The following is an 18,259-nucleotide window of genomic DNA, read 5'->3' as shown; positions in this document are numbered from 1 at the left end:
TGCCGGCGCGGGCAGCAACACGGCTCGCTGCGCAAGCACCGGCGCGGCTTGGCCGGCGCAGGCCGAAGCCTACCAGAATGCGGCTTGGCGGGCGGCCAGGCGCTCGCGTACCGGGGCGAAGCTGGTGCGGTGCTCGGCACAGGGGCCGAGCCGGTCGAGCGCGGCCAGGTGGGCCGGCGTGGGGTAGCCCTTGTGCACGGCGAAGCCGTAGCCCGGATGGAGCAGGTCGAGCTCGACCAGTTCGGCGTCGCGGCCGACCTTGGCCAGGATCGAGGCGGCCGAGATGGCCGGCTCCAGCGCATCGCCCTTGACAATGGCGCGCGCGCGGCAGGCCAGCCCCGGCGGCACGCGGTTGCCGTCGATCAGCGCCTCGGCCGGCGCCTGCGCCAGGCCTTCGACCGCGCGGCGCATGGCCAGCATGGTGGCCTTGAGGATGTTCAGCGTGTCGATCTCGGCCACGCTGGCGCGGGCCACCGACCAGGCCAGCGCGTGGGCGCGGATCTCCAGCGCCAGCGCTTCGCGCCGTGCCGCGGTCAGCGTCTTGGAGTCGGCCAGGCCGGCGATCGGCCGCGCCGGGTCGAGGATCACCGCGGCGGCGAACACCGAGCCGGCCAGCGGCCCGCGGCCGGCTTCGTCGACACCGCAGACCCAGCTCACCGCCGGCGCCCCAGGTAGGCCACCACCGCGTCGGCGGCGCGCTCGGCCGCATCCTGCCGCAGCGCCAGGTGCTGCTCGCCGAAGAACTCAGCCAGCGCCTTGCCGAGCCGGCGGTCGTCGACCAGGTTGCCCAGCGCCTGCGCCAGGTTGGCCGGCGTGGCGTCGGCCTGCAGCAGCTCGGGCACCACGAAGCGGCCGGCCAGCACGTTGGGCAGGCCGACATAGGGCAGCCGCATCTTCTTGCGCACCAGCTTGTAGGTGGTCTCGGACAGCCGATAGGTGATCGCCATCGGCCGCTTGGCCAGCATGGCTTCCAGGGTGGCGGTGCCAGAGGCGACCAGGATCGCGTCGGCCGCCTGCATCGCTTCCTGGGCATGGCCGAACATCATCCGCAGCGGCAGCTCGAGCGCCTTGAGTCGGTAGCGCGCGCTATCGAACAGCTCGCGCGTCTCGCGCGTCACCAGCGGTACCAGGAACTGCGCCTCGGGGTAGCGTGCATGCAGCAGCCGCGCAGTCTCGATGAACAGCTCGGCGTGGAATTCGATCTCGCTGACCCGGCTGCCGGGCAGCAGGGTGAACACCAGCTGCTTCTCGCGCAGGCCCAGCGTCTCGCGCAGTGCGGCGCGGTCGACCGTCAGCGCCATCTGGTCGGCCAGCGGGTGGCCGACATAGGTCGCCTTGGCGCCGACCGCGTCGTACAGCGGCTTCTCGAACGGGAACAGGCACAGCACCTCGTCGGTGGCGGCCTTGATCTTGTGCACGCGCTCGCCGCGCCAGGCCCAGATCGACGGACTGACGTAGTGAATCGTCGGGATGCCGGCATCCTTGAGCTTCTGTTCGAGGCCCAGGTTGAAATCGGGCGCGTCGACGCCGATGAATAGGTCGGGCTTCTCGGCCAGGCAGGCATCGCGCAGCTCGGCGCGGATGCCGAGCAGTTCGCGCAGGTGCTTGAGCACCTCGAGGTAGCCGCGCACCGCCAGCTTTTCCATCGGGAACAGGCTCTTGGCGCCGGCCGACTGCATCTTCGGCCCGGCGATGCCGGCGAAGCGCGCCTCGGGCACGCGGCGCAGCACCGCCTCGATCAGCGCGGCGCCGAGCAGATCGCCCGAAGCCTCGCCGGCCACGACGGCGATGCGCGGACCCTTGTAGCCGTCGAACAGACTGATGCCCGCCATCGGATCAGCGGATCAGGCCGCGCGTCGCGGTGGGGAAGAAATCGACGAAGGCCTGCAGCTCGGGCCGCTCGGCCGCGCGCGCGGTGATCTCGGCGATCGCCTCCTCGAGCGTCAGGCCCTGGCGGTAGAGCAGCTTGTAGGCGCGCTTGATCTCGAGGATCTGCGCATTGTCGAAGCCGCGGCGGCGCAGGCCTTCGCTGTTGATGCCGGCCGGCGCGGCGCGGTTGCCGGCGGCAGTCACGTAGGGCGGCACGTCCTGCGTGACCGCGGCGGTGAAGGCCGTCATCGCGTGCGCGCCGATCTTGCAGAACTGGTGCACCGAGGTGAAGCCGCCGAGGAACACCCAGTCGCCGGCATGCACGTGGCCGGCCAGCGTGGCGTTGTTGGCCAGGATCAGGTGGCTGCCCAGCCGGCAGTCGTGGGCGATGTGGACATAGGCCATGATCCAGTTGTCGTCGCCGAGCGAGGTGATGCCCTCGTCCTGGCTGGTGCCGGTCGAGATGGTGACGAACTGGTAGACGGTGTTGCCGTCGCCGATCACCAGCCGGGTCGGCTCGCCGCGGTACTTCTTGTCCTGCGGCGCGCAGCCGATGTGGGCCGAGCCGTGGAACACGTTGCGCTCGCCGATCACCGTGTGGCCGTCGATCACGTTGTGCGGGCCGACGCGCGTGCCGGCGCCGATGCGCACGTGTTCGCCGATCAGGCAGAACGGGCCGATCTCGACGTCGTCGGCGAGCTCGGCAGCCGGGTGCACCACGGCGCTGGGATGGATGCGGGCCATGCGTTCGTCCTCAGGCGGCCGCCGGTGCGGGCGCCTTGGCGGCGGCCTTGTCGCCGGTCGGCACCTGGGCGCACATCAGGCTGGCCTCGGCCACCACGTTGCCGCCGACGCGCGCCACCGCCTTGTACTTCCAGATATTGCGCAGGCGGCGTTCGAGCTTGACCTCGATCAGCATCTGGTCGCCGGGCGTGACCTGCGACTTGAAGCGCACGTCGTCGATGCCGGCGAACAGGTAGAGGAAGCCGTCCTTGGGCTTGTCGCCGGTGGTGCGGAAGCTCAGCACGCCGGCCGCCTGGGCCATCGCCTCGACGATCAGCACGCCCGGCATCACCGGGTACTTGGGGAAGTGGCCGACGAAGAACGGCTCGTTGTAGGACACGTTCTTCAGCGCCACGATGCGCTCGCCCGGCACCAGCTCGGTGATGCGGTCGATCAGCAGGAACGGGAAGCGGTGCGGCAGGTGGTCGAGAATGCCCTGGATGTCCATGGCTTCGAGTACTTGGGTCATGCATGTTCTCCCTGGTCGGCATCGTCGCGGCCGACTTTACGTTCGACTGTTTTCAGGCGGGTGACCAGCGCATCGAGCCTGCGCAGGTGCGAGGCGTTGGCCAGCCAGTCCTCGTGCGTCTGGACCGGGTACTGGCCGACGTAGGTGCCTGGCTTGAGGATGGATTTGCCGACCAGCGTGCCGGCCATCACGTTGACGCGGTCGGCGATCTCGAGGTGGCCCAGGATCATCGCGCTGCCGCCGAAGGTGCAGTAGGCGCCGATCCGGGTGCTGCCGGCCACGCCGACGCAGCCGGCCATCGCGGTGTGGCGGCCGATGTGGACGTTGTGGGCGATCTGGATCTGGTTGTCCAGCCGCACGCCGTCCTCGATCACGGTGTCGCCGAGCGCGCCGCGGTCGACCGTGGTCGATGCGCCGATCTCGACGTCGTTGCCGATCAGCACGCGGCCGATCTGCGGAATCTTGAACCAACCCTCGCCGGTCCAGGCATTGCCGAAGCCATCCGAGCCGATCACCGCATGGGCATGCAGCGTGACGCGGTCGCCCAGGCGGCAGCCGTGGTAGATCGCCACGTTGGCGTAGAGCCGGCAGCCGGCGCCGAGCTCGACGCCGTCGCCGATGCGGCAGCCGGCCTCGATCACCACGTCGGCGCCGATGCGCGCCCGCTCGCCGATGCTGACGAAGGGGCCGATGCTGGCGCTCGGGTCGATCAGCGCCGAGGCCGCCACCACCGCGCTCGGGTGGATGCCGGCCGCGGGGCGCGGCAGCGGGTTGAGCAGCGTGGAGACGCGGGCGAAATACAGGTAGGGGTCGGCGGCGACGATGCGCGGCCGCTCGGTCAGCCCTGCGGCGTCGGCGCGCAGCACCACGGCGCCGGCGCGCGTATCGGCCAGCTGCTTGCGGTACTTGGCGTTGGCGAGGAAGGCCAGCTGGTCGGGGCCGGCGTCTTCCAGCGTGCCGACCTGGCGGATCGCCACGTCCTCGCCGATCAGCTCGCCGCCCAGGCGGGCGACGAAGTCGGACAGTCGATAGTCCACGACCGCGTTACTTGTCGGCCAAAGCCTTCAGCACCTTGTCGGTGATGTCGAGCTTGGGATTGATATAGACGGCTTCCTGCAGGATCGCGTCGTACTTCTCGTTGCCGGCGATCTGCTGGATGGTGTTGTAGACGCGCTCCTGGATGCCCGACAGCTCCTCGTTGCGGCGCGCGTTCAGGTCCTCGCGGAATTCGCGCTGCATGCGCGACTGGTCCTGCTGCAGCTTGACCAGTTCGCGCTCCTTGTTGCGCCGCTCGGTCTCGGGCATGGTCAGGCCGCCCTTGTCCAGCTCGGTCTGGCGCGCGCGCACCTGCTCGACCAGCTTCTTGAGCTCGGCCTCGCGGTTGGCGAATTCCTTCTCCAGCTTCTTGGTCGCCTTCACGGCCGGGCCCGACTCGCGCAGGATGCGGTCGAGATTGACGAAGCCGACCTTGATGTCCTGCGCCAACGCGGGCGCAGCCAGGCCGGCGGCAAGAATCAGACTGAGCAGACGTTTCACGTTGACTACCTCGTTGCTGGCGACGCGCCGCATGCGGCGCACGTATCAGAAGATCTGGCCGAGCGAGAACTGGAATCGCTCGAGCTTGTCGCCTTCCTTGGCGTTGAGCGGCTTGGCGTAGCTGAATTTCATCGGGCCCACCGGCGCCAGCCAGCTGAACGCGAGACCGGTCGAATAGCGCATGTCGCCGAATTTGAACTTCTGGCCTTCGCCCCAGACGCTACCGCCGTCGACGAACGCTGACAAGCGCACCGACTTGTCGAGCTTCATGCCCGGCATCGGGAACAGCAGCTCGAGGTTGCTGACCAGCTTGCGGTTGCCGCCGAGCGTGTCGCCGGCCGCGTCGCGCGGGCCGATGCTCGAGGTCTCGTAACCGCGCACCGAGCTGACGCCGCCGACGAAGAAGTTCGAGTAGAACGGCAGCTTCTGGCCGCCGTAGCCGCGGCCGACGCCGGCCTCGACGTTCCACAGCGCGGTGAAGTTCTTGTTGATCGGGTAGAACCATTGCTGCTGCGCGGTCAGCTTGGCGTACTTGATGTCGCCGCCGGGCAGGCCGAGTTCGCCGTTGACGGCCAGCAGCTTGCCGCGGGTCGGGAACAGCGCGCTGTCGCGCGTGTCGCGCGCCCAGCCGGCCGAACCGAGCAGGGTCAGGTTGAGGTAGCCGTACTTGTTGACGAAGTCGATGTAGGACTGCGGGCTGCTCGAGAACACCGTCAGCTTGGAACGCTCGCCGGTGAGGCCGAAGCGGATGCTGTCGTATTCGCTGACCGGCACCGCCCAGTTCAGGCCGGTACCCCAGGTGTCGTTGACGTAGGAGCCGATGCTGAGGTTGTCCGGCTCGTAGCGGCGGCGGTAGATGTCGAAGCCGCGCGCGACGCCGTCGGGCGTCGAGTACGGGTTGCTGAACGACATCGCGTAGACCTTGCTGCTCTTGCTGGTGTTGACCTCGAGCTTGAGGTACTTGCCGCTGCCGAAGATATTGCCCTGGGCGATCGAGCCCGACAGCACCATGCCGTCCGACTGCGAATAGCCGGCGCCGACCTGGATGTTGCCGGTCTGCTTCTCGGTCACGCTGACGTTGACGTCGACCTGGTCGGTGCTGTCGGCCACCAGCGGGGTGTCGACGTTGACCTCGGAGAAATAGCCGAGCAGGTCGAGCCGCTCCTTGGAGCGCTTGATCTTCCAGCCGGCGTAGGGTGCAGCCTCGAGCTGGCGCAGCTCGCGCCGCACCACTTCGTCGCGGGTGCGGGTGTTGCCGCTGATGTTGACGCGGCGCACATAGGTCTTGCGGCCCGGGTCGACGTAGAAGGTGAAGGCGGCCTGGTTCTTGTCCTTGTCGACCGCCGGCACCGCGTTGACGTTGGCGAAGGCGTAGCCCTCGTCGGCCAGCCGGTCCGAGATGCGCTCGGTGGCGGCGTTGATCTTGGCGCGCGAGAACACCTCGCCGGCCTTGATGTCGAGCAGCTTGCGCAGCTCTTCCTCGGGCACGATCAGGTCGCCGGCGAACTTCACCTCGCTGATGGTGAACTGCTCGCCCTCGGTCAGGTTGACCGTGAGGAAGATGTCCTTCTTGTCGTCCGACAGCCCGACCTGCTGGGAGTCGATGTTGAACTCCATGTAGCCGTTGTCGAAGTAGAACGAGCGCAGCGCTTCGATGTCGGCCTGCAGCTTGGGCTTGGAGTACTGGTTGCTCTTGGTGAACCAGCTGAACCAGCCGCCGGTGTTGAGCTGGAAGTAGTCCTTCAGCTCCTTCTCGGCGTACTTGTCGTTGCCGACCAGGTTGATCTGCTTGATGGTGGCGACCAGGCCTTCGGAGATGTCGAAGGAGATCGCGACGCGGTTGCGCTCGAGCCGCGTCACGGTGGTCTTGATCATCACCGAGTACTTGCCGCGGCTGTAGTACTGGCGCTTGAGCTCCTGCTCGGCGGCGGCCAGGATCGACTGGTCGTAGGTGCGGCTCTCGGCCATGCCGTTGTCGCGCAGCGCCTTGAGCAACTGGTCGGATTCGAATTCCTTGGCGCCTTCGATATGGATCGCCGCGATCACCGGGCGCTCGTCGACCGACACCACCAGCACGTCCTTCTCGGCCTCGATGCGCACGTCGCTGTAGAAGCCGGTGGCGAACAATGCCTTCAGGGCGGCGGCGGCCTTGTCGTCGTCGATGCGGTCGCCGATCTTGACCGGCAGGTAGTTGTAGACGGTGCCGGCCTCGGTCCGCTGGATACCCTCGACGCGGATGTCCTTGATGACGAAGGGTTCGAAAGCGTAGGCGGGAACGGAAAGGCCGAAGACAGCCAGGAGGGCGAGCGAGATCGAGGTCGGTTTCATAAACGAATCCGGCGGCGCGAGCCGGGGCCCGGGCCGCCGCGTGCGTTGAAGGAAGTCCACCGGTAATGGGGATTGGCTAACCGGTGAGCAGACGCGTGACGTCGTTGTACAGGGCGACGACCATCAGCGCGGCGAGGAGTCCGACGCCCACGCGCTGGCCGAGTTCCATGACGCGCTCCGACACGGGTCGGCCCCTCAAAAGTTCGGCCGAATAATACATCAAATGGCCTCCATCCAGCACCGGCACAGGCAGCAGGTTGAGCACGCCGAGGCTGATGCTGATCAGGCACAGGTACTGCAGGTAGGCGACCCAGCCGAGCCGCGCGCTCTGGCCGGCGTAGTCGGCGATCGCGACCGGGCCGGACAGCTGCTTGAACGAGACGTTGCCGCTGACCATGCGCCACAGCATCTTGAGCGACAGCGCCGAGGTGTCCCAAGTCTGGCCGAGCGCCTTGCCCAGCGCCTGGACCGGGCCGTAGGCGACATCGCGGCGCAGGCCGGCCAGCGAGGCCGGCTCGGGCCCGCCGGCCGCGCCGATGCGGCCGATGCGGCGGCCGCCCTCCTCCACCGCCTCGGGCGTCAGCGTCAGCGCCAAGGTCTGCGCGCCGCGCGCCACGGTGATGCGGGTGACGAGACCGGGCCGGGCGCGCACGGCGGCGGCGAACGCCGGCCAGTCGGGCGTCGGCCTGCCTTCGACCGCCAGCGGGCGGTCGCCGACCCGCATGCCGCCGAGCTGCGCCGGACTGCCGGCGGCCGGCGGCTCGTCGACCCGGTAGGCCACCACCGACATGCCGATGCGCGAGGTCAGCGAGCCGTCGATCGCATCCTTGTCGATGTCGGTGAAGTCGAGGATGCGATCGATCTCGCCGCCGCCGGGCCGCTCGACCGTGACGCTGCTGCGCACGCGCGCCGCGGCGCGGTCGATCAGCGCCAGCTGGACGTCGGCCCAGCTCTCGATATCGCGGCCGTCGATGCGGGTCACCACGTCGCCGGCGACGAAACCGGCATGGCCGGCCAGCGAATCGGGCGTCACCGCGCCGATGCGCGGCGCCATCACCTGCACGCCGCCCATGAAGATCGCCCAGTAGATCACGATGGCCAGCAGGAAGTTGGCCAGCGGGCCGGCCACCACCACCGCCATGCGCTTGAGCGGCGGCTGGCGGTTGAAGGCGCGGTGCAGCTCTTCCGGCGCGACCGGGTCTTCGCGTTCGTCGAGCATCTTGACGTAGCCGCCGAGCGGGATCGCCGCCAGCTGCCATTGCGTCTCGCCGCGCTGCCACTTGAGCAGCGGCTTGCCGAAGCCGATCGAGAAGGTCAGCACCTTGATGCCGCAGCGGCGCGCGACCCAGTAGTGGCCGTACTCGTGGATCGAGACCAGGACGCCGATGGCGACGATGAAGGCAAGCAAGGTGATCAGCAGCGACATGGCGACTCGGTCAGGCGGATGGGGCAGTCGGGGCGGCGGACGCACCGCTCCGAATGTTCGACAGGGACGGCGGCCAAACGATTCGGCGCGTCAGCCGTCACGCCGGCCCAGCCAGTCGTCGGCGGCGCGGCGCGCAGCGGCGTCGGCGGCGATCAGGCTGTCGAGCGAATCGGCGTCGAAGTCGGCCGCCACCGCGCGCACCACCGACTCGTTGAGCACGGGGATCGCGCTGAAGCCGAGGCGGCCGTCGAGAAAGGCGGCCACCGCCACTTCGTTGGCGGCGTTGAGCACGGCGGGCGCGGCGCCGGCCAGGCGCAGCGCCTCGAAGGCGAGGCCGAGGCAGGGGAAGCGCGCGGCATCGGGCTGCTCGAAATCGAGCCGGGCGATCTGGAACAGGTCGAGCGGCGCGACGCCGGCGTCGATGCGTTCGGGCCAGGCCAGGCCGTAGGCGATCGGCGTGCGCATGTCGGGATTGCCGAGCTGGGCCAGCACCGAGCCGTCGACGTACTCGACCATCGAGTGGATCACGCTCTGCGGATGCACCACCACCGAGATGCGCTCGGGCGGCAGGCCGAACAGCCAGCGCGCCTCGATCACCTCGAGGCCCTTGTTCATCAGGCTGGCCGAGTCGACCGAGATCTTGCGGCCCATGCTCCAGTTCGGATGCTTGACCGCCTGCTCGGGCGTCACCGCCTCGAGCTGCTCGGCGGTGAAGCGGCGGAACGGACCGCCCGAGGCGGTCAGCAGGATACGCCGCACGCCCTGCGCCGGCGCGTCGTCGAACGGCTGCGGCAGGCACTGGTAGATCGCGTTGTGCTCGCTGTCGATCGGCAGCAGCGTGGCGCCGCCGTGCTGGGCGGCCTCCATGAACAGCCGGCCGGCCATCACCAGCGTTTCCTTGTTGGCCAGCAGCACGCGCTTGCCGGCACGCGCGGCGGCCAGCGTCGGCCGCATGCCGGCAGCGCCGACGATGGCGGCCATCACCGCGTCGACTTCGGGCAGCGCGGAGACCATCTCCAGCGCCTCGACACCGGCCAGCGCTTCGACGTCGCCGAGGCCGGCGTCGCGCAGACCCTGGCGCAGGTCGCCGAGCCGCTCGGACTCGGCCAGCACCGCGTAGCGCGGTCGATGCAGCAGGCACTGTTCGATCAGCTTGTCGACCTGGCCGTTGGCGGTCAGCGCCAGCACGCGGTAGCGGTCGGGATGGCGGGCCGCCACATCGAGGGTGCTGACGCCGATGCTGCCGGTGGAACCGAGGACGGTCAGATTCTGGGGGATATGCGACATGGGATTCAGGCCAGGCTCAGCATGGCGTAGCCGAACAGCAGCGCGGTCGAGACCGGGATCAGCGCCAGCAGGCTGTCGATGCGGTCGAGCACGCCGCCGTGGCCCGGCAGCAGATTGCTGCTGTCCTTGAGGCCGGCCTGGCGCTTGAGCAGCGATTCGAACAGGTCGCCGATCACGCTGACCGCGGTCAGTGCCCAGGCCAGAGGCAGCGCGAGCCACAGCGGGATCGCGGCGAAGATCGGCGCGCCGGCGTAATGCAGCGCGGCGACGTAGACGGCGACCGCCAGCAGCGCGCCATAGACGCCCTCCCAGCTCTTGCCGGGGCTGATGGTCGGCGCCAGCTTGCGGCGGCCGAAGGCGCGGCCGGCGAAATAAGCAGCGATGTCGGCTACCCAGGCGATGGCCAGGATCGACAGCAGCGCCCAGGCACCGTGATTGAGTTCGTGCAGCCGGGTGACGCCAGCCAGCGCGGCCAGCAGCAGCAGCCAGCCGACCAGGGCGGCCAGCGGCTTGTGGCGCAGGCTCCACTTGCGTCGCAGCCAGATCGGCACCAGCAGCGGCCAGAACAGCAGCGCCAGCAGGTCGAGCAGCGGCGCCCAGCTGCGCGCCAGCGGCAAGGCCAGCCAGGCTGCGGCCAGCGCGACGAAGCCGAGCACGAACACCACCATCTCGCCGCGGGCGAAGCGGGCGAAGCGACTCCACTCCCAGGCACCGAGCGTCAGTGCGAAGGCGGCGAACAGGCCCCAGCCCCACGGCGGCGCCAGGAACAGGCAGCCGAGCACCAGCGGCAGCAGCGCCAGCGCGGTCAGCACGCGGGTCTTCAGCATGCGGCGTCTTTCAGTTGTTCGCTGGTGCGGCCGAAGCGCCGTTCGCGCTGGCGGTAGGAGGCGATCGCGAGGTCGAGCTGGCCGCGGTCGAAATCGGGCCAGAACACGTCGGTGAAGTAGAGCTCGGTATAGGCGAGCTGCCACAGCAGGAAATTGGAGATGCGCGCCTCGCCGCCGGTACGGATGAACAGGTCGGGCTCGGGCGCATAGGCCATGGCGAGATAGGGGGTCAGCGCCTCTTCGTCGATCTCCTGCTCGGCGGCGAAGTCGGGCCGATCGCGCAGCAGCGCGCGGGTGGCCTGCAGGATGTCCCAGCGGCCGCCGTAATCGGCGGCGATGGTCAGTGTCAGGCCCTGGTTACCCTGGGTACGGGCCTCGGCCGTCTCGATCGCGCGGACGATCTCCGGCGCGAAACGGTCGCGCCGGCCGATCAGCCGCAGGCGGACATTCTTCTCGTCGAGCTTGACCACCTCGCGCTCGAGCGCAGCGATGAACAGCCCCATGAGAAAGGACACCTCGTCGGGCGGCCGGCGCCAGTTCTCGCTCGAGAAGGCGAACAGCGTCAGGTATTCGACGCCGAGGTCGAGGCAGGCCTTGACCATCTCACGGATGGTCTCGACGCCCTGCTTGTGGCCGGCCACTCGCGGCAGGAAGCGCTTCTTCGCCCAGCGGCCGTTGCCGTCCATGATCATCGCGACATGCCGCGGCACGCTGGCCACGGCCGGTACGGCGCTGGTGGAGCTTTGGAAGAGAGCCACGATGTCGCCGATCAGACCGTCAACAACTCTTTTTCTTTTTCCGCCAGGTGCTTGTCGATCTCGGCGATGTAGCGATCGGTCAGCTTCTGCACGTCGTCCTGGCCGCGGCGCTCGTCGTCTTCCGAGATCGCCTTGTCCTTGAGCGCCTTCTTCATCTGCTCGTTGGCGTCGCGGCGCAGGTTGCGCACGGCGACCCGGCTGTCTTCGGCCTCGCCGCGCACCACCTTGATCAGGTCGCGCCGGCGTTCCTCGGTCAGCGCAGGCATCGGCACGCGCACCACGTCGCCCATCGAGGCCGGATTGAGGCCGAGGTCGGAATCGCGGATCGCCTTCTCGATGGCGGCGCCCATCTTCTTCTCGAACGGCGACACCGACAGCGTGCGCGCATCCATCAGCGACACGCTGGCGACCTGGTTGATCGGGGTCGGATTGCCGTAGTAGTCGACGGTGATATGGTCGAGCAGCCCGGTATGGGCCCGGCCGGTGCGCACCTTGGCCAGATTGGCCTTCAGGTTCTCCACCGACTTCTGCATCTTCTGTTCGGTATTCTTTTTCACGTCGGCGATCATGCTTCTCGCTCCTGTGTAGTCATCGAGTAAAAAGCGCGGATCAAACACCCGCGCCGGAATGAATTGGGCCGAATGGCGGAATGGAGCCAGCGAGCGCAGCGAGGTTCCCCCGCCGGCGGACGGGGCGGAGGGGGCAGGGATTCGATCAGGGACCGGCCGATATTCCACCGCCGGCCAATCCCGCCAGGCTCCGCCTGGCGCCCCTATCCGCCATCGCAAGCTCGAAAGCGGCCGGTCAGCAGTGTACCAGCGTGCCCTCGTCCTCGCCGAGCACCACGCGCTTGAGCGCGCCGACCTTGAAGATGCTGAACACGCGGATGTTCATGTTCTGGTCGCGGCACAGCGCCAGCGCGGTCGCGTCCATCACCTTGAGGTTCTTGCTGATCGCCTCGTCGAAGGTCAGCTCGGAGTAGCGCACCGCATCGGGGTTCTTCTTCGGATCGTCGGTGTAGACGCCGTCGACCTTGGTGGCCTTGAGCACGATGTCGGCGTTCATCTCCATGCCGCGCAGCGCGGCCGCGGTATCGGTAGTGAAGAACGGGTTGCCGGTGCCGGCGCCGAAGATCACCACCTTGCCCTCTTCGAGGTACTGGATCGCCTTGGGCCGGATATAGGGCTCGGCCACCTGCTGGATGGTCAGCGCCGACTGCACGCGGCTGACCAGGCCCTGCTGGCGCATGGCGTCCTGCAAGGCCATGGCGTTCATCACCGTGGCCAGCATGCCCATGTAGTCGGCGGTCGCGCGGTCCATGCCGGCCGCCGCCGGGGCGACGCCGCGGAAGATGTTGCCGCCGCCGATCACCACCGCCACCTGCACGCCGAGCTCGGCCACCTCCTTGACCTCGGCGACGATGCGCTCGACGGTCGCACGGTTGATGCCGTAGCTGTCCTCGCCCATCAGCGCTTCACCCGAAAGCTTGAGGAGGATGCGTTTGTAGATGGGGCTTTGGCTCATGGGCTCACCTTTGCGGGAAATGGAGGGGGCGATCGAAATCGCTTATTTGTAGCAGCGCGAGCCGGAAAAGTTCGTTTGCCGGCCGCGTTCGTGAAACAACCGTCCGGGTCGCCCCGGACGGCTGTCTCGAACACCAGGGTCGATCAGACCTTGGCGGCGGCGGCGACTTCGGCTGCGAAGTCGACGACCTTCTTTTCAATGCCTTCGCCCACCACGTACATGGTGAAGCCGTTGACCTTGGCGCCCTTCTCGGCCAGCAGCTTCTCGACCGTCTGGTCGGGATTCTTGACGAAGGGCTGGCCCAGCAGCGTGACTTCGGCCAGGTACTTGGCGATGCGGCCTTCGACCATCTTGGCGACGATGTCGGCCGGCTTGCCGCTTTCGGCAGCCTGGGCCGAGTAGATCTTGCGTTCGGATTCGATCAGCTCGGACGAAACCTGGTCCTTCGACACGCAGACCGGCTTGGACGCGGCGATGTGCATCGCGATGTCCTTGCCCAGTTGCTCGTCGCCGCCGGTGTAGTCGACCACCACGCCGATCTTGGAGCCGTGCAGGTAGGTCGCCAGCTGGCCTTCGGTCTCGAAGCGCTGGAAGCGGCGGACGTTGATGTTCTCGCCGAGCTTGGCGATGATGGCCTTGCGCAGTTCTTCGACGGTTTCGCCCGAAGCGGTCTTCACCTCGCCGAGCGCTTCGATCGAAGCCGGGTTGGCGGTAGCGATCGCTTCGGCGGCAGCCTTGGCGAAGGCCAGGAAGCCGGCGTCCTTGCCGACGAAGTCGGTTTCGCAGTTCACTTCGGCCAGCGCGCCGACCTTGCCGTTCACGGACACGGCCACGGTGCCTTCGGCGGCGGTACGGCCGGCCACCTTGGACGCCTTGTTGCCGCTCTTGATGCGCAGGATTTCTTCGGCAGCCTTGATGTCGCCGTTGGCTTCGACCAGGGCCTTCTTGCATTCCATCATGCCCAGGCCGGTCATTTCGCGCAGCTCGCCAACCATCTTTGCGGTGATTTCCGCCATGTCGGTACTCCTTGATCGTTCGATATTCGGGGACTAGAGGCTCTGTTGACGTAAGGTTTGTGGGCCGCGCCGGGCCGAGTTTTGGGGCCAGGCTAGGCACGGCAAGCGCAGCTTATCGAGATAAGTCAGCGAGCCGTAACGACGCATGGCCCCAAAAATCGGCCCGGCCCTCCGGGTTTCGCCGGAAAGGGCCTGCTGCTGCGTTGAAAATCGCTTGCGTAGATGACTACGCTGCACGATTTCCGCCTTGCATCAGGCCCCTTTCCGACGAAACGCGGCCCACAAACCTTACGTCAACAGAGCCTGTACAAAAGGGGCTGCTCGCCCCTTTTTGTCTGCATCGTGTGACGGCGCGATGAACGCCCGCAGCCTTAGGCGGCTTGCGCCTCGCCGCCGGCGGCGGCCAGGATTTCCTGGATGGCCTGGGCACGGCCTTCGAGGATCGCGTCGGCCACGCCACGGGCGTACAGGCGGATCGCACGAGCCGAGTCGTCGTTACCCGGGATCACGTAGTCGATGCCTTCGGGCGAGTTGTTGGTGTCGACCACGCCGATGACCGGGATGCCGAGCTTCTGGGCTTCGACGATGGTGCCCTTCTGGTAGCCGACGTCGATCACGAAGATGGCGTCCGGCAGGCCGCTCATGTCCTTGATGCCGCCCAGCGAGGTTTCCAGCTTGGTCACTTCGCGATTGAGCATCAGCAGCTCTTTCTTGGAGTAGCCGTTGCCCTCGTCGGCCAGCGTGGTCTGCAGTTCGTTCAGGCGCTTGATCGACTGCTTGACCGTCTTGTAGTTGGTCAGCATGCCGCCGAGCCAGCGGTGGTCGACGAACGGGGTGCCGGCGCGCAGCGCTTCTTCGCGGACGATTTCACGGGCGGCGCGCTTGGTGCCGACGAACAGGATCTGGCCCTTGTTGGCGGCCAGGCGACGCACGTAGGCAAGAGCCTGCTCGAACATCGGCAGGGTCTTTTCCAGGTTGACGATATGGATCTTGTTGCGGTGACCGAAGATGAAGGGGCCATCTTCGGGTTCCAGTAACGGGTTTGGTGGCCGAAGTGAACGCCGGCCTCCAGCATTTCGCGCATGCTGACGGACATCTCTTGATACTCCATTGCGAGGGTTAGGGACTTGCCGCCCACGACCGACATGCCCGGCGCCGATTGACTCGGCCGCCTCGACACACCCTGGCTCGCGTGGACGGGATAGTTACTCCCCAAGTTGGGGAGCCAGCGATTATACGCATATTCCGGCCCATCGCTCAAGCCGACCCCCACTCAGCGATCAAGGCGCGCAGCCAGCCCCGCCGCCGTGCAGACGGCCGCCGCGCGATCCGCCCACTCCTCCGCGGCCGGGTCGCCAGTCCGCCTGGCCCAGTCGGCCAGCGCCGCCAGATCGGCCGCGATGCCGGCAGGCCGGGCCAGCGAGCGGTCGAGCGCCAGCGCGGCATCGAGGTCGCCGCGCGCTGCCGCCGTCTCGCCCTGCGCCAGCGCCGCGACACCGCGCAGGCGCAGCGCATTGGCGCGCTCGGCCGGCTCGATCGCCGCCACCGCCAGCGCAAGCCCGGCCTGCCGCTTCATTTCCGCCCAGTCGCCGCGCGCCTGCGCCTCGCGCGCCCGGGCGTTCGGGATCGCCGCGCGGAGCGGCTCGTCGGCCGGCAGCAGCGCCTCCGCCGCGGCCAGCCGGGCCAGGCCGGCCGGCCAATCCTTGGCAGCCAAATCGATCAGTGCCCGCTGGTACAACGCCTCGCCGCGCACCGCGGCCGGGTAGCGCGCCGCACCCAAGCCATCGAGCATGGCCGCGGCCTGCGCCGGCTCGCCCTGGCCGGCCAGTGCCTGCGCCGCGCCGAGCAGGGCCTGGCCGGCCGCATTCCAATCGTCGAGCGCGGCATGGCGGCGCGCCGCCTCCTGCCATTGCGCGGCGGCGCTGCGCCACTGGCCGGCGAGGCTGGCGCGCGCGGCCGATTCGCTGAGCACGCGCGCCTGGCGCGCCGGGCCGGGCTCGGGCGGCGCCTTGCTGGCGCAAGCGGCCAGCAGCAGGCCGAGCGGGATGAGCAGCAACTTGTTCATGGCGCGGCTCCCTGACTGTCGCTGCGCGGCGGCCGGCTCGACGGCGGATCGAGCAGCGATTTGAGCGGCCAGGCGCCGCTGACCGCGTCGACCGTCTCGTTGCCCTTGCGCGCCAGCTCGCGGCTGTCGCGCACCAGGCCGACCGCGTCGGGCGCCGCGGCGTCGAGCGCCTGCCGTGCGGTCGCGCTGGCGGCCTCGAGATTGCCCAGCGTGCGGTCGGTCCGCTGCAGCAGGCCCGGCAGCTGCGCCTCGACGCTCTGCAGCGAGCGGTCGGCCCGCTCGAGCGCCTGGCGCGCGCTGGCCAGCGTGGCCGGCACCTCCTTGCCGGCCAGCCGGTCGACCTGCGTCAGCGCGGCGTCGACCTTGCCGCGCGTGGCGTGCAGGTCGGCCGACAGCTTGCGCAGGTTGGCCAGCGTCTGGTTCAGGTCGCCCTGCGGGTCGTTGATGCGGCGGATCAGCAATTCGACCTGGTCGAACACCGGCACGGCGCGGTCGCGCACCTCGCGCAGCACATCGTCGAGGCTCTTGGCCGGCATGAATTCGAGCTCGGTGTCGCGCTCGACCGGAGGCAGGCGCGGATCGCCGATGCCGACGTCGATATAGCTGTCGCCGATGAAGCCCTCCTTGCCGACCCGGCCGATCGAATCGGCCTTCACCCACTTCAGGTGGCGATCCTCGATCAGCGTGGCGATGCGCACGCGGCCGACCTGGCCCTGCTTCTCCAGCTTGAGGTCGGTGACCTCGCCGATCTTGAAACCGGAGAACTTGACCGCCATGCCGATGCGCAGGTCGGTACCGGTGTCGCTGATGAAGTAGATCGGCGTCTTGTCTTCGAAATAGCCCTGCCGCCAGGCGAAGAAGGCCAGCGCGAGGCCGGCGCCGAGCAGGGCGGTGAGGCCGAAGGCCGCCAGCTTCCACGGCAGGGCGCGGAAGCGCGCGTCGGCATCACGCAGGAGTTGCAGTTCCGCCAGTTTTTTCACGATCGGGAAATCCCCACACGGTATCGGGACGGGCACCGCCCAGCACCAGCCAGGCAGCGTCCGGACAAAGTTCGGCAAAGGCGGCAGCCAGCGGTTCGACCTCGTCGTCGCCGAGGCCGCCGAACCACTCGCCTTCGGCCAGGATCAGCCGCGGCCGCGCCAGCAGCGCGCGCAGCGCGCAGGCCAGCCGGCGCCGCTTGGCGCTGAGGCTGCCGGCCGGCGCCGCCATGAAGGCCTGCGCATCCTGCCCGGCCAGGCCGCAGCGCGCCATCAGCTCGATCAGCAGCGCCTCGTCGGCGGCGGCGGGCGGGCCGCCGAAGTAGTTGTGCGCCAAGAGGCAGTTCTCCCACACGCGCAGATTGGCCACCAGCCCGCCCTCGCCGGGCAGCCAGCCGTGCGGCCCGGCGAGCTGGCGCGCGGCATGGCCGAAGGCCTGCTCGCGCAGCTGGCCGTGCAGCGGCAGCCACAGCCGGCCGGCCGGCGCCAACTCGATCGGTCTGCCTTCGTGGTCCAGGCGCAGGAGGCTCATAGGTAGTGCCGCACCAGGATGAACAGCAGGTCGATCGCGAACAGCGCCATCAGGCCGCGGATCACCGCCTGCGAGGCCGCGACCGGCACCTCGGTGCCGCTGCCGCTGGCGGCCAGGCCGCGCGCGCAGGCCACGGTTGCGACCGCGGCGCCGAAAGCCAGGCTCTTGGCGGCGCACAGCAGCAAGTCGCGCAGGGGCAGCGACAGCGGCAGCATCGACAGCGAATGGCGCCAGCCGAAGCCGGCCACGCCGACCGCGCCGGCCACGATGGCGGCGACACCGAAATAGAAAGTCAGCACCGCGGCCGACAGCATCATGCCGAGGATGCGCGGCAGCACCAGGTAGGCATAGAGATCGATCCCCATCCGCTCCAGCGCCGCCAGCTCGCCGTTGGCGCGCATCAGCGCCAGCTCGCTGGCCATCGCCGCGCTCGAGCGCGCCGCCATCAGCAGCACGGTCAGCAACGGCGCCAGCTCGGTCACCGTGATCGACGCCAGCAGGCGCAGCGTCGCCTCGCCGCTCTGGCCGATCTGGTAGTGCAACTGGGACACCACGATGCCGCCGACCGCGACGCCGACGGCCAGCACCAGCGGCATCGACTGGATGCCTGAGAAATAGACCTGCTTCATCAGCACGCGCCGCACCGGCCAGCGGCGCAGGGCCACCAGATGGACGATCGCATCGAGCAGGGTACGCAGCACGCTCATGCCGGCCGCCGCCCGCTTGTCCAGGCTCGCGGCGCTATCGAACGCATTGAAACAATCAATTTAATTCCCCAACAGTCGCAGACTTATACTATCGCGGATTTTTGCCGGACCGTGTCGGTCACAGCCGCCACGATCCGTCTCCAGCCTTAGCCCGT

General features: G+C 68.5%; 18 protein-coding genes and 1 pseudogene. All 19 read right to left on the bottom strand.

Annotated features, from left to right (window positions below):
- Window positions 1-69 precede the first annotated feature (69 nt).
- On the bottom strand, window positions 70-657 hold the full coding sequence (gene rnhB / locus H9L41_RS08525) for a ribonuclease HII (RefSeq protein WP_028446568.1): 588 nt from the start codon (window positions 655-657) through the stop codon (window positions 70-72).
- Window positions 654-1,832, bottom strand: coding sequence for a lipid-A-disaccharide synthase (gene lpxB, locus H9L41_RS08520; RefSeq protein WP_051319079.1), 1,179 nt, complete (start codon window positions 1,830-1,832; stop codon window positions 654-656). The genes rnhB and lpxB overlap by 4 nt, the downstream gene beginning before the upstream one ends.
- Before the next feature lie 4 nt (window positions 1,833-1,836).
- A complete protein-coding gene (gene lpxA / locus H9L41_RS08515) occupies window positions 1,837-2,613 on the bottom strand; it encodes an acyl-ACP--UDP-N-acetylglucosamine O-acyltransferase (protein WP_028446566.1) in 777 nt (258 codons plus the stop codon).
- Window positions 2,614-2,623: 10 nt separating this feature from the next.
- The gene (gene fabZ, locus H9L41_RS08510) at window positions 2,624-3,121 is read right to left on the bottom strand and encodes a 3-hydroxyacyl-ACP dehydratase FabZ (RefSeq protein ID WP_245589216.1); all 498 of its coding nucleotides are present in this window, start codon (window positions 3,119-3,121) and stop codon (window positions 2,624-2,626) included.
- A complete protein-coding gene (gene lpxD / locus H9L41_RS08505) occupies window positions 3,118-4,158 on the bottom strand; it encodes a UDP-3-O-(3-hydroxymyristoyl)glucosamine N-acyltransferase (protein ID WP_028446565.1) in 1,041 nt (346 codons plus the stop codon). Before lpxD ends, fabZ begins: the two co-directional genes overlap by 4 nt.
- Before the next feature lie 7 nt (window positions 4,159-4,165).
- Entirely contained in the window at window positions 4,166-4,657 is a 492-nt protein-coding gene (locus H9L41_RS08500) for an OmpH/Skp family outer membrane protein (protein ID WP_028446564.1), read from the bottom strand.
- A gap of 45 nt (window positions 4,658-4,702) precedes the next feature.
- Entirely contained in the window at window positions 4,703-6,985 is a 2,283-nt protein-coding gene (gene bamA / locus H9L41_RS08495; RefSeq protein ID WP_028446563.1) for an outer membrane protein assembly factor BamA, read from the bottom strand.
- A gap of 76 nt (window positions 6,986-7,061) precedes the next feature.
- Window positions 7,062-8,411, bottom strand: a complete 1,350-nt coding sequence (gene rseP / locus H9L41_RS08490; protein ID WP_028446562.1) for an RIP metalloprotease RseP — start codon at window positions 8,409-8,411, stop codon at window positions 7,062-7,064.
- A gap of 90 nt (window positions 8,412-8,501) precedes the next feature.
- Complete coding sequence (ispC, locus tag H9L41_RS08485) at window positions 8,502-9,698, bottom strand: 1-deoxy-D-xylulose-5-phosphate reductoisomerase (protein ID WP_028446561.1); 1,197 nt, start codon at window positions 9,696-9,698, stop codon at window positions 8,502-8,504.
- Window positions 9,699-9,703: 5 nt separating this feature from the next.
- Entirely contained in the window at window positions 9,704-10,525 is an 822-nt protein-coding gene (locus tag H9L41_RS08480; RefSeq protein ID WP_028446560.1) for a phosphatidate cytidylyltransferase, read from the bottom strand.
- Entirely contained in the window at window positions 10,519-11,217 is a 699-nt protein-coding gene (uppS, locus tag H9L41_RS08475; protein WP_211236890.1) for a polyprenyl diphosphate synthase, read from the bottom strand. The genes H9L41_RS08480 and uppS overlap by 7 nt, the downstream gene beginning before the upstream one ends.
- Before the next feature lie 77 nt (window positions 11,218-11,294).
- On the bottom strand, window positions 11,295-11,852 hold the full coding sequence (gene frr / locus H9L41_RS08470) for a ribosome recycling factor (RefSeq protein ID WP_028446558.1): 558 nt from the start codon (window positions 11,850-11,852) through the stop codon (window positions 11,295-11,297).
- 235 nt (window positions 11,853-12,087) lie between these two features.
- The gene (pyrH, locus tag H9L41_RS08465) at window positions 12,088-12,807 is read right to left on the bottom strand and encodes a UMP kinase (RefSeq protein WP_028446557.1); all 720 of its coding nucleotides are present in this window, start codon (window positions 12,805-12,807) and stop codon (window positions 12,088-12,090) included.
- Between the two features lie 143 nt (window positions 12,808-12,950).
- Window positions 12,951-13,823 carry a translation elongation factor Ts gene (gene tsf, locus H9L41_RS08460; protein WP_028446556.1) on the bottom strand — a complete coding sequence of 291 codons (873 nt, stop codon included), beginning with the start codon at window positions 13,821-13,823 and terminating at the stop codon, window positions 12,951-12,953.
- Window positions 13,824-14,194: 371 nt separating this feature from the next.
- A pseudogene (gene rpsB / locus H9L41_RS08455) lies at window positions 14,195-14,919 on the bottom strand (30S ribosomal protein S2).
- A gap of 177 nt (window positions 14,920-15,096) precedes the next feature.
- Window positions 15,097-15,888: a hypothetical protein gene (locus tag H9L41_RS08450; RefSeq protein ID WP_187523757.1), complete on the bottom strand. Its 792-nt coding sequence runs from the start codon at window positions 15,886-15,888 to the stop codon at window positions 15,097-15,099.
- Window positions 15,885-16,868: an MlaD family protein gene (locus H9L41_RS08445; RefSeq protein ID WP_028446553.1), complete on the bottom strand. Its 984-nt coding sequence runs from the start codon at window positions 16,866-16,868 to the stop codon at window positions 15,885-15,887. Before H9L41_RS08445 ends, H9L41_RS08450 begins: the two co-directional genes overlap by 4 nt.
- Complete coding sequence (locus H9L41_RS08440; protein WP_028446552.1) at window positions 16,834-17,397, bottom strand: hypothetical protein; 564 nt, start codon at window positions 17,395-17,397, stop codon at window positions 16,834-16,836. The genes H9L41_RS08445 and H9L41_RS08440 overlap by 35 nt, the downstream gene beginning before the upstream one ends.
- Window positions 17,394-18,104, bottom strand: a complete 711-nt coding sequence (locus H9L41_RS08435; RefSeq protein ID WP_028446551.1) for an MlaE family ABC transporter permease — start codon at window positions 18,102-18,104, stop codon at window positions 17,394-17,396. The genes H9L41_RS08440 and H9L41_RS08435 overlap by 4 nt, the downstream gene beginning before the upstream one ends.
- Window positions 18,105-18,259: the final 155 nt, after the last annotated feature.

Origin of the sequence: Chitinimonas koreensis (genome assembly GCF_014353015.1) — a bacterium.
Lineage (GTDB): Bacteria > Pseudomonadota > Gammaproteobacteria > Burkholderiales > Chitinimonadaceae > Chitinimonas > Chitinimonas koreensis.
The sequence above is the reverse complement of the archived record's forward strand: the minus strand, read 5'-3'. Positions and strand labels throughout refer to the sequence as shown.

Coding starts and splice junctions, on each gene's coding strand:
- lpxB (WP_051319079.1), bottom strand. CDS start 1,832: ATGGCGGGCATCAGTCTGTTCGACGGCTACAAGGGTCCGCGCATCGCC.
- lpxA (WP_028446566.1), bottom strand. CDS start 2,613: ATGGCCCGCATCCATCCCAGCGCCGTGGTGCACCCGGCTGCCGAGCTC.
- fabZ (WP_245589216.1), bottom strand. CDS start 3,121: ATGACCCAAGTACTCGAAGCCATGGACATCCAGGGCATTCTCGACCAC.
- bamA (WP_028446563.1), bottom strand. CDS start 6,985: ATGAAACCGACCTCGATCTCGCTCGCCCTCCTGGCTGTCTTCGGCCTT.
- rseP (WP_028446562.1), bottom strand. CDS start 8,411: ATGTCGCTGCTGATCACCTTGCTTGCCTTCATCGTCGCCATCGGCGTC.
- ispC (WP_028446561.1), bottom strand. CDS start 9,698: ATGTCGCATATCCCCCAGAATCTGACCGTCCTCGGTTCCACCGGCAGC.
- H9L41_RS08480 (WP_028446560.1), bottom strand. CDS start 10,525: ATGCTGAAGACCCGCGTGCTGACCGCGCTGGCGCTGCTGCCGCTGGTG.
- uppS (WP_211236890.1), bottom strand. CDS start 11,217: ATGATCATGGACGGCAACGGCCGCTGGGCGAAGAAGCGCTTCCTGCCG.
- frr (WP_028446558.1), bottom strand. CDS start 11,852: ATGATCGCCGACGTGAAAAAGAATACCGAACAGAAGATGCAGAAGTCG.
- pyrH (WP_028446557.1), bottom strand. CDS start 12,807: ATGAGCCAAAGCCCCATCTACAAACGCATCCTCCTCAAGCTTTCGGGT.
- tsf (WP_028446556.1), bottom strand. CDS start 13,823: ATGGCGGAAATCACCGCAAAGATGGTTGGCGAGCTGCGCGAAATGACC.
- H9L41_RS08450 (WP_187523757.1), bottom strand. CDS start 15,888: ATGAACAAGTTGCTGCTCATCCCGCTCGGCCTGCTGCTGGCCGCTTGC.
- H9L41_RS08440 (WP_028446552.1), bottom strand. CDS start 17,397: ATGAGCCTCCTGCGCCTGGACCACGAAGGCAGACCGATCGAGTTGGCG.
- H9L41_RS08435 (WP_028446551.1), bottom strand. CDS start 18,104: ATGAGCGTGCTGCGTACCCTGCTCGATGCGATCGTCCATCTGGTGGCC.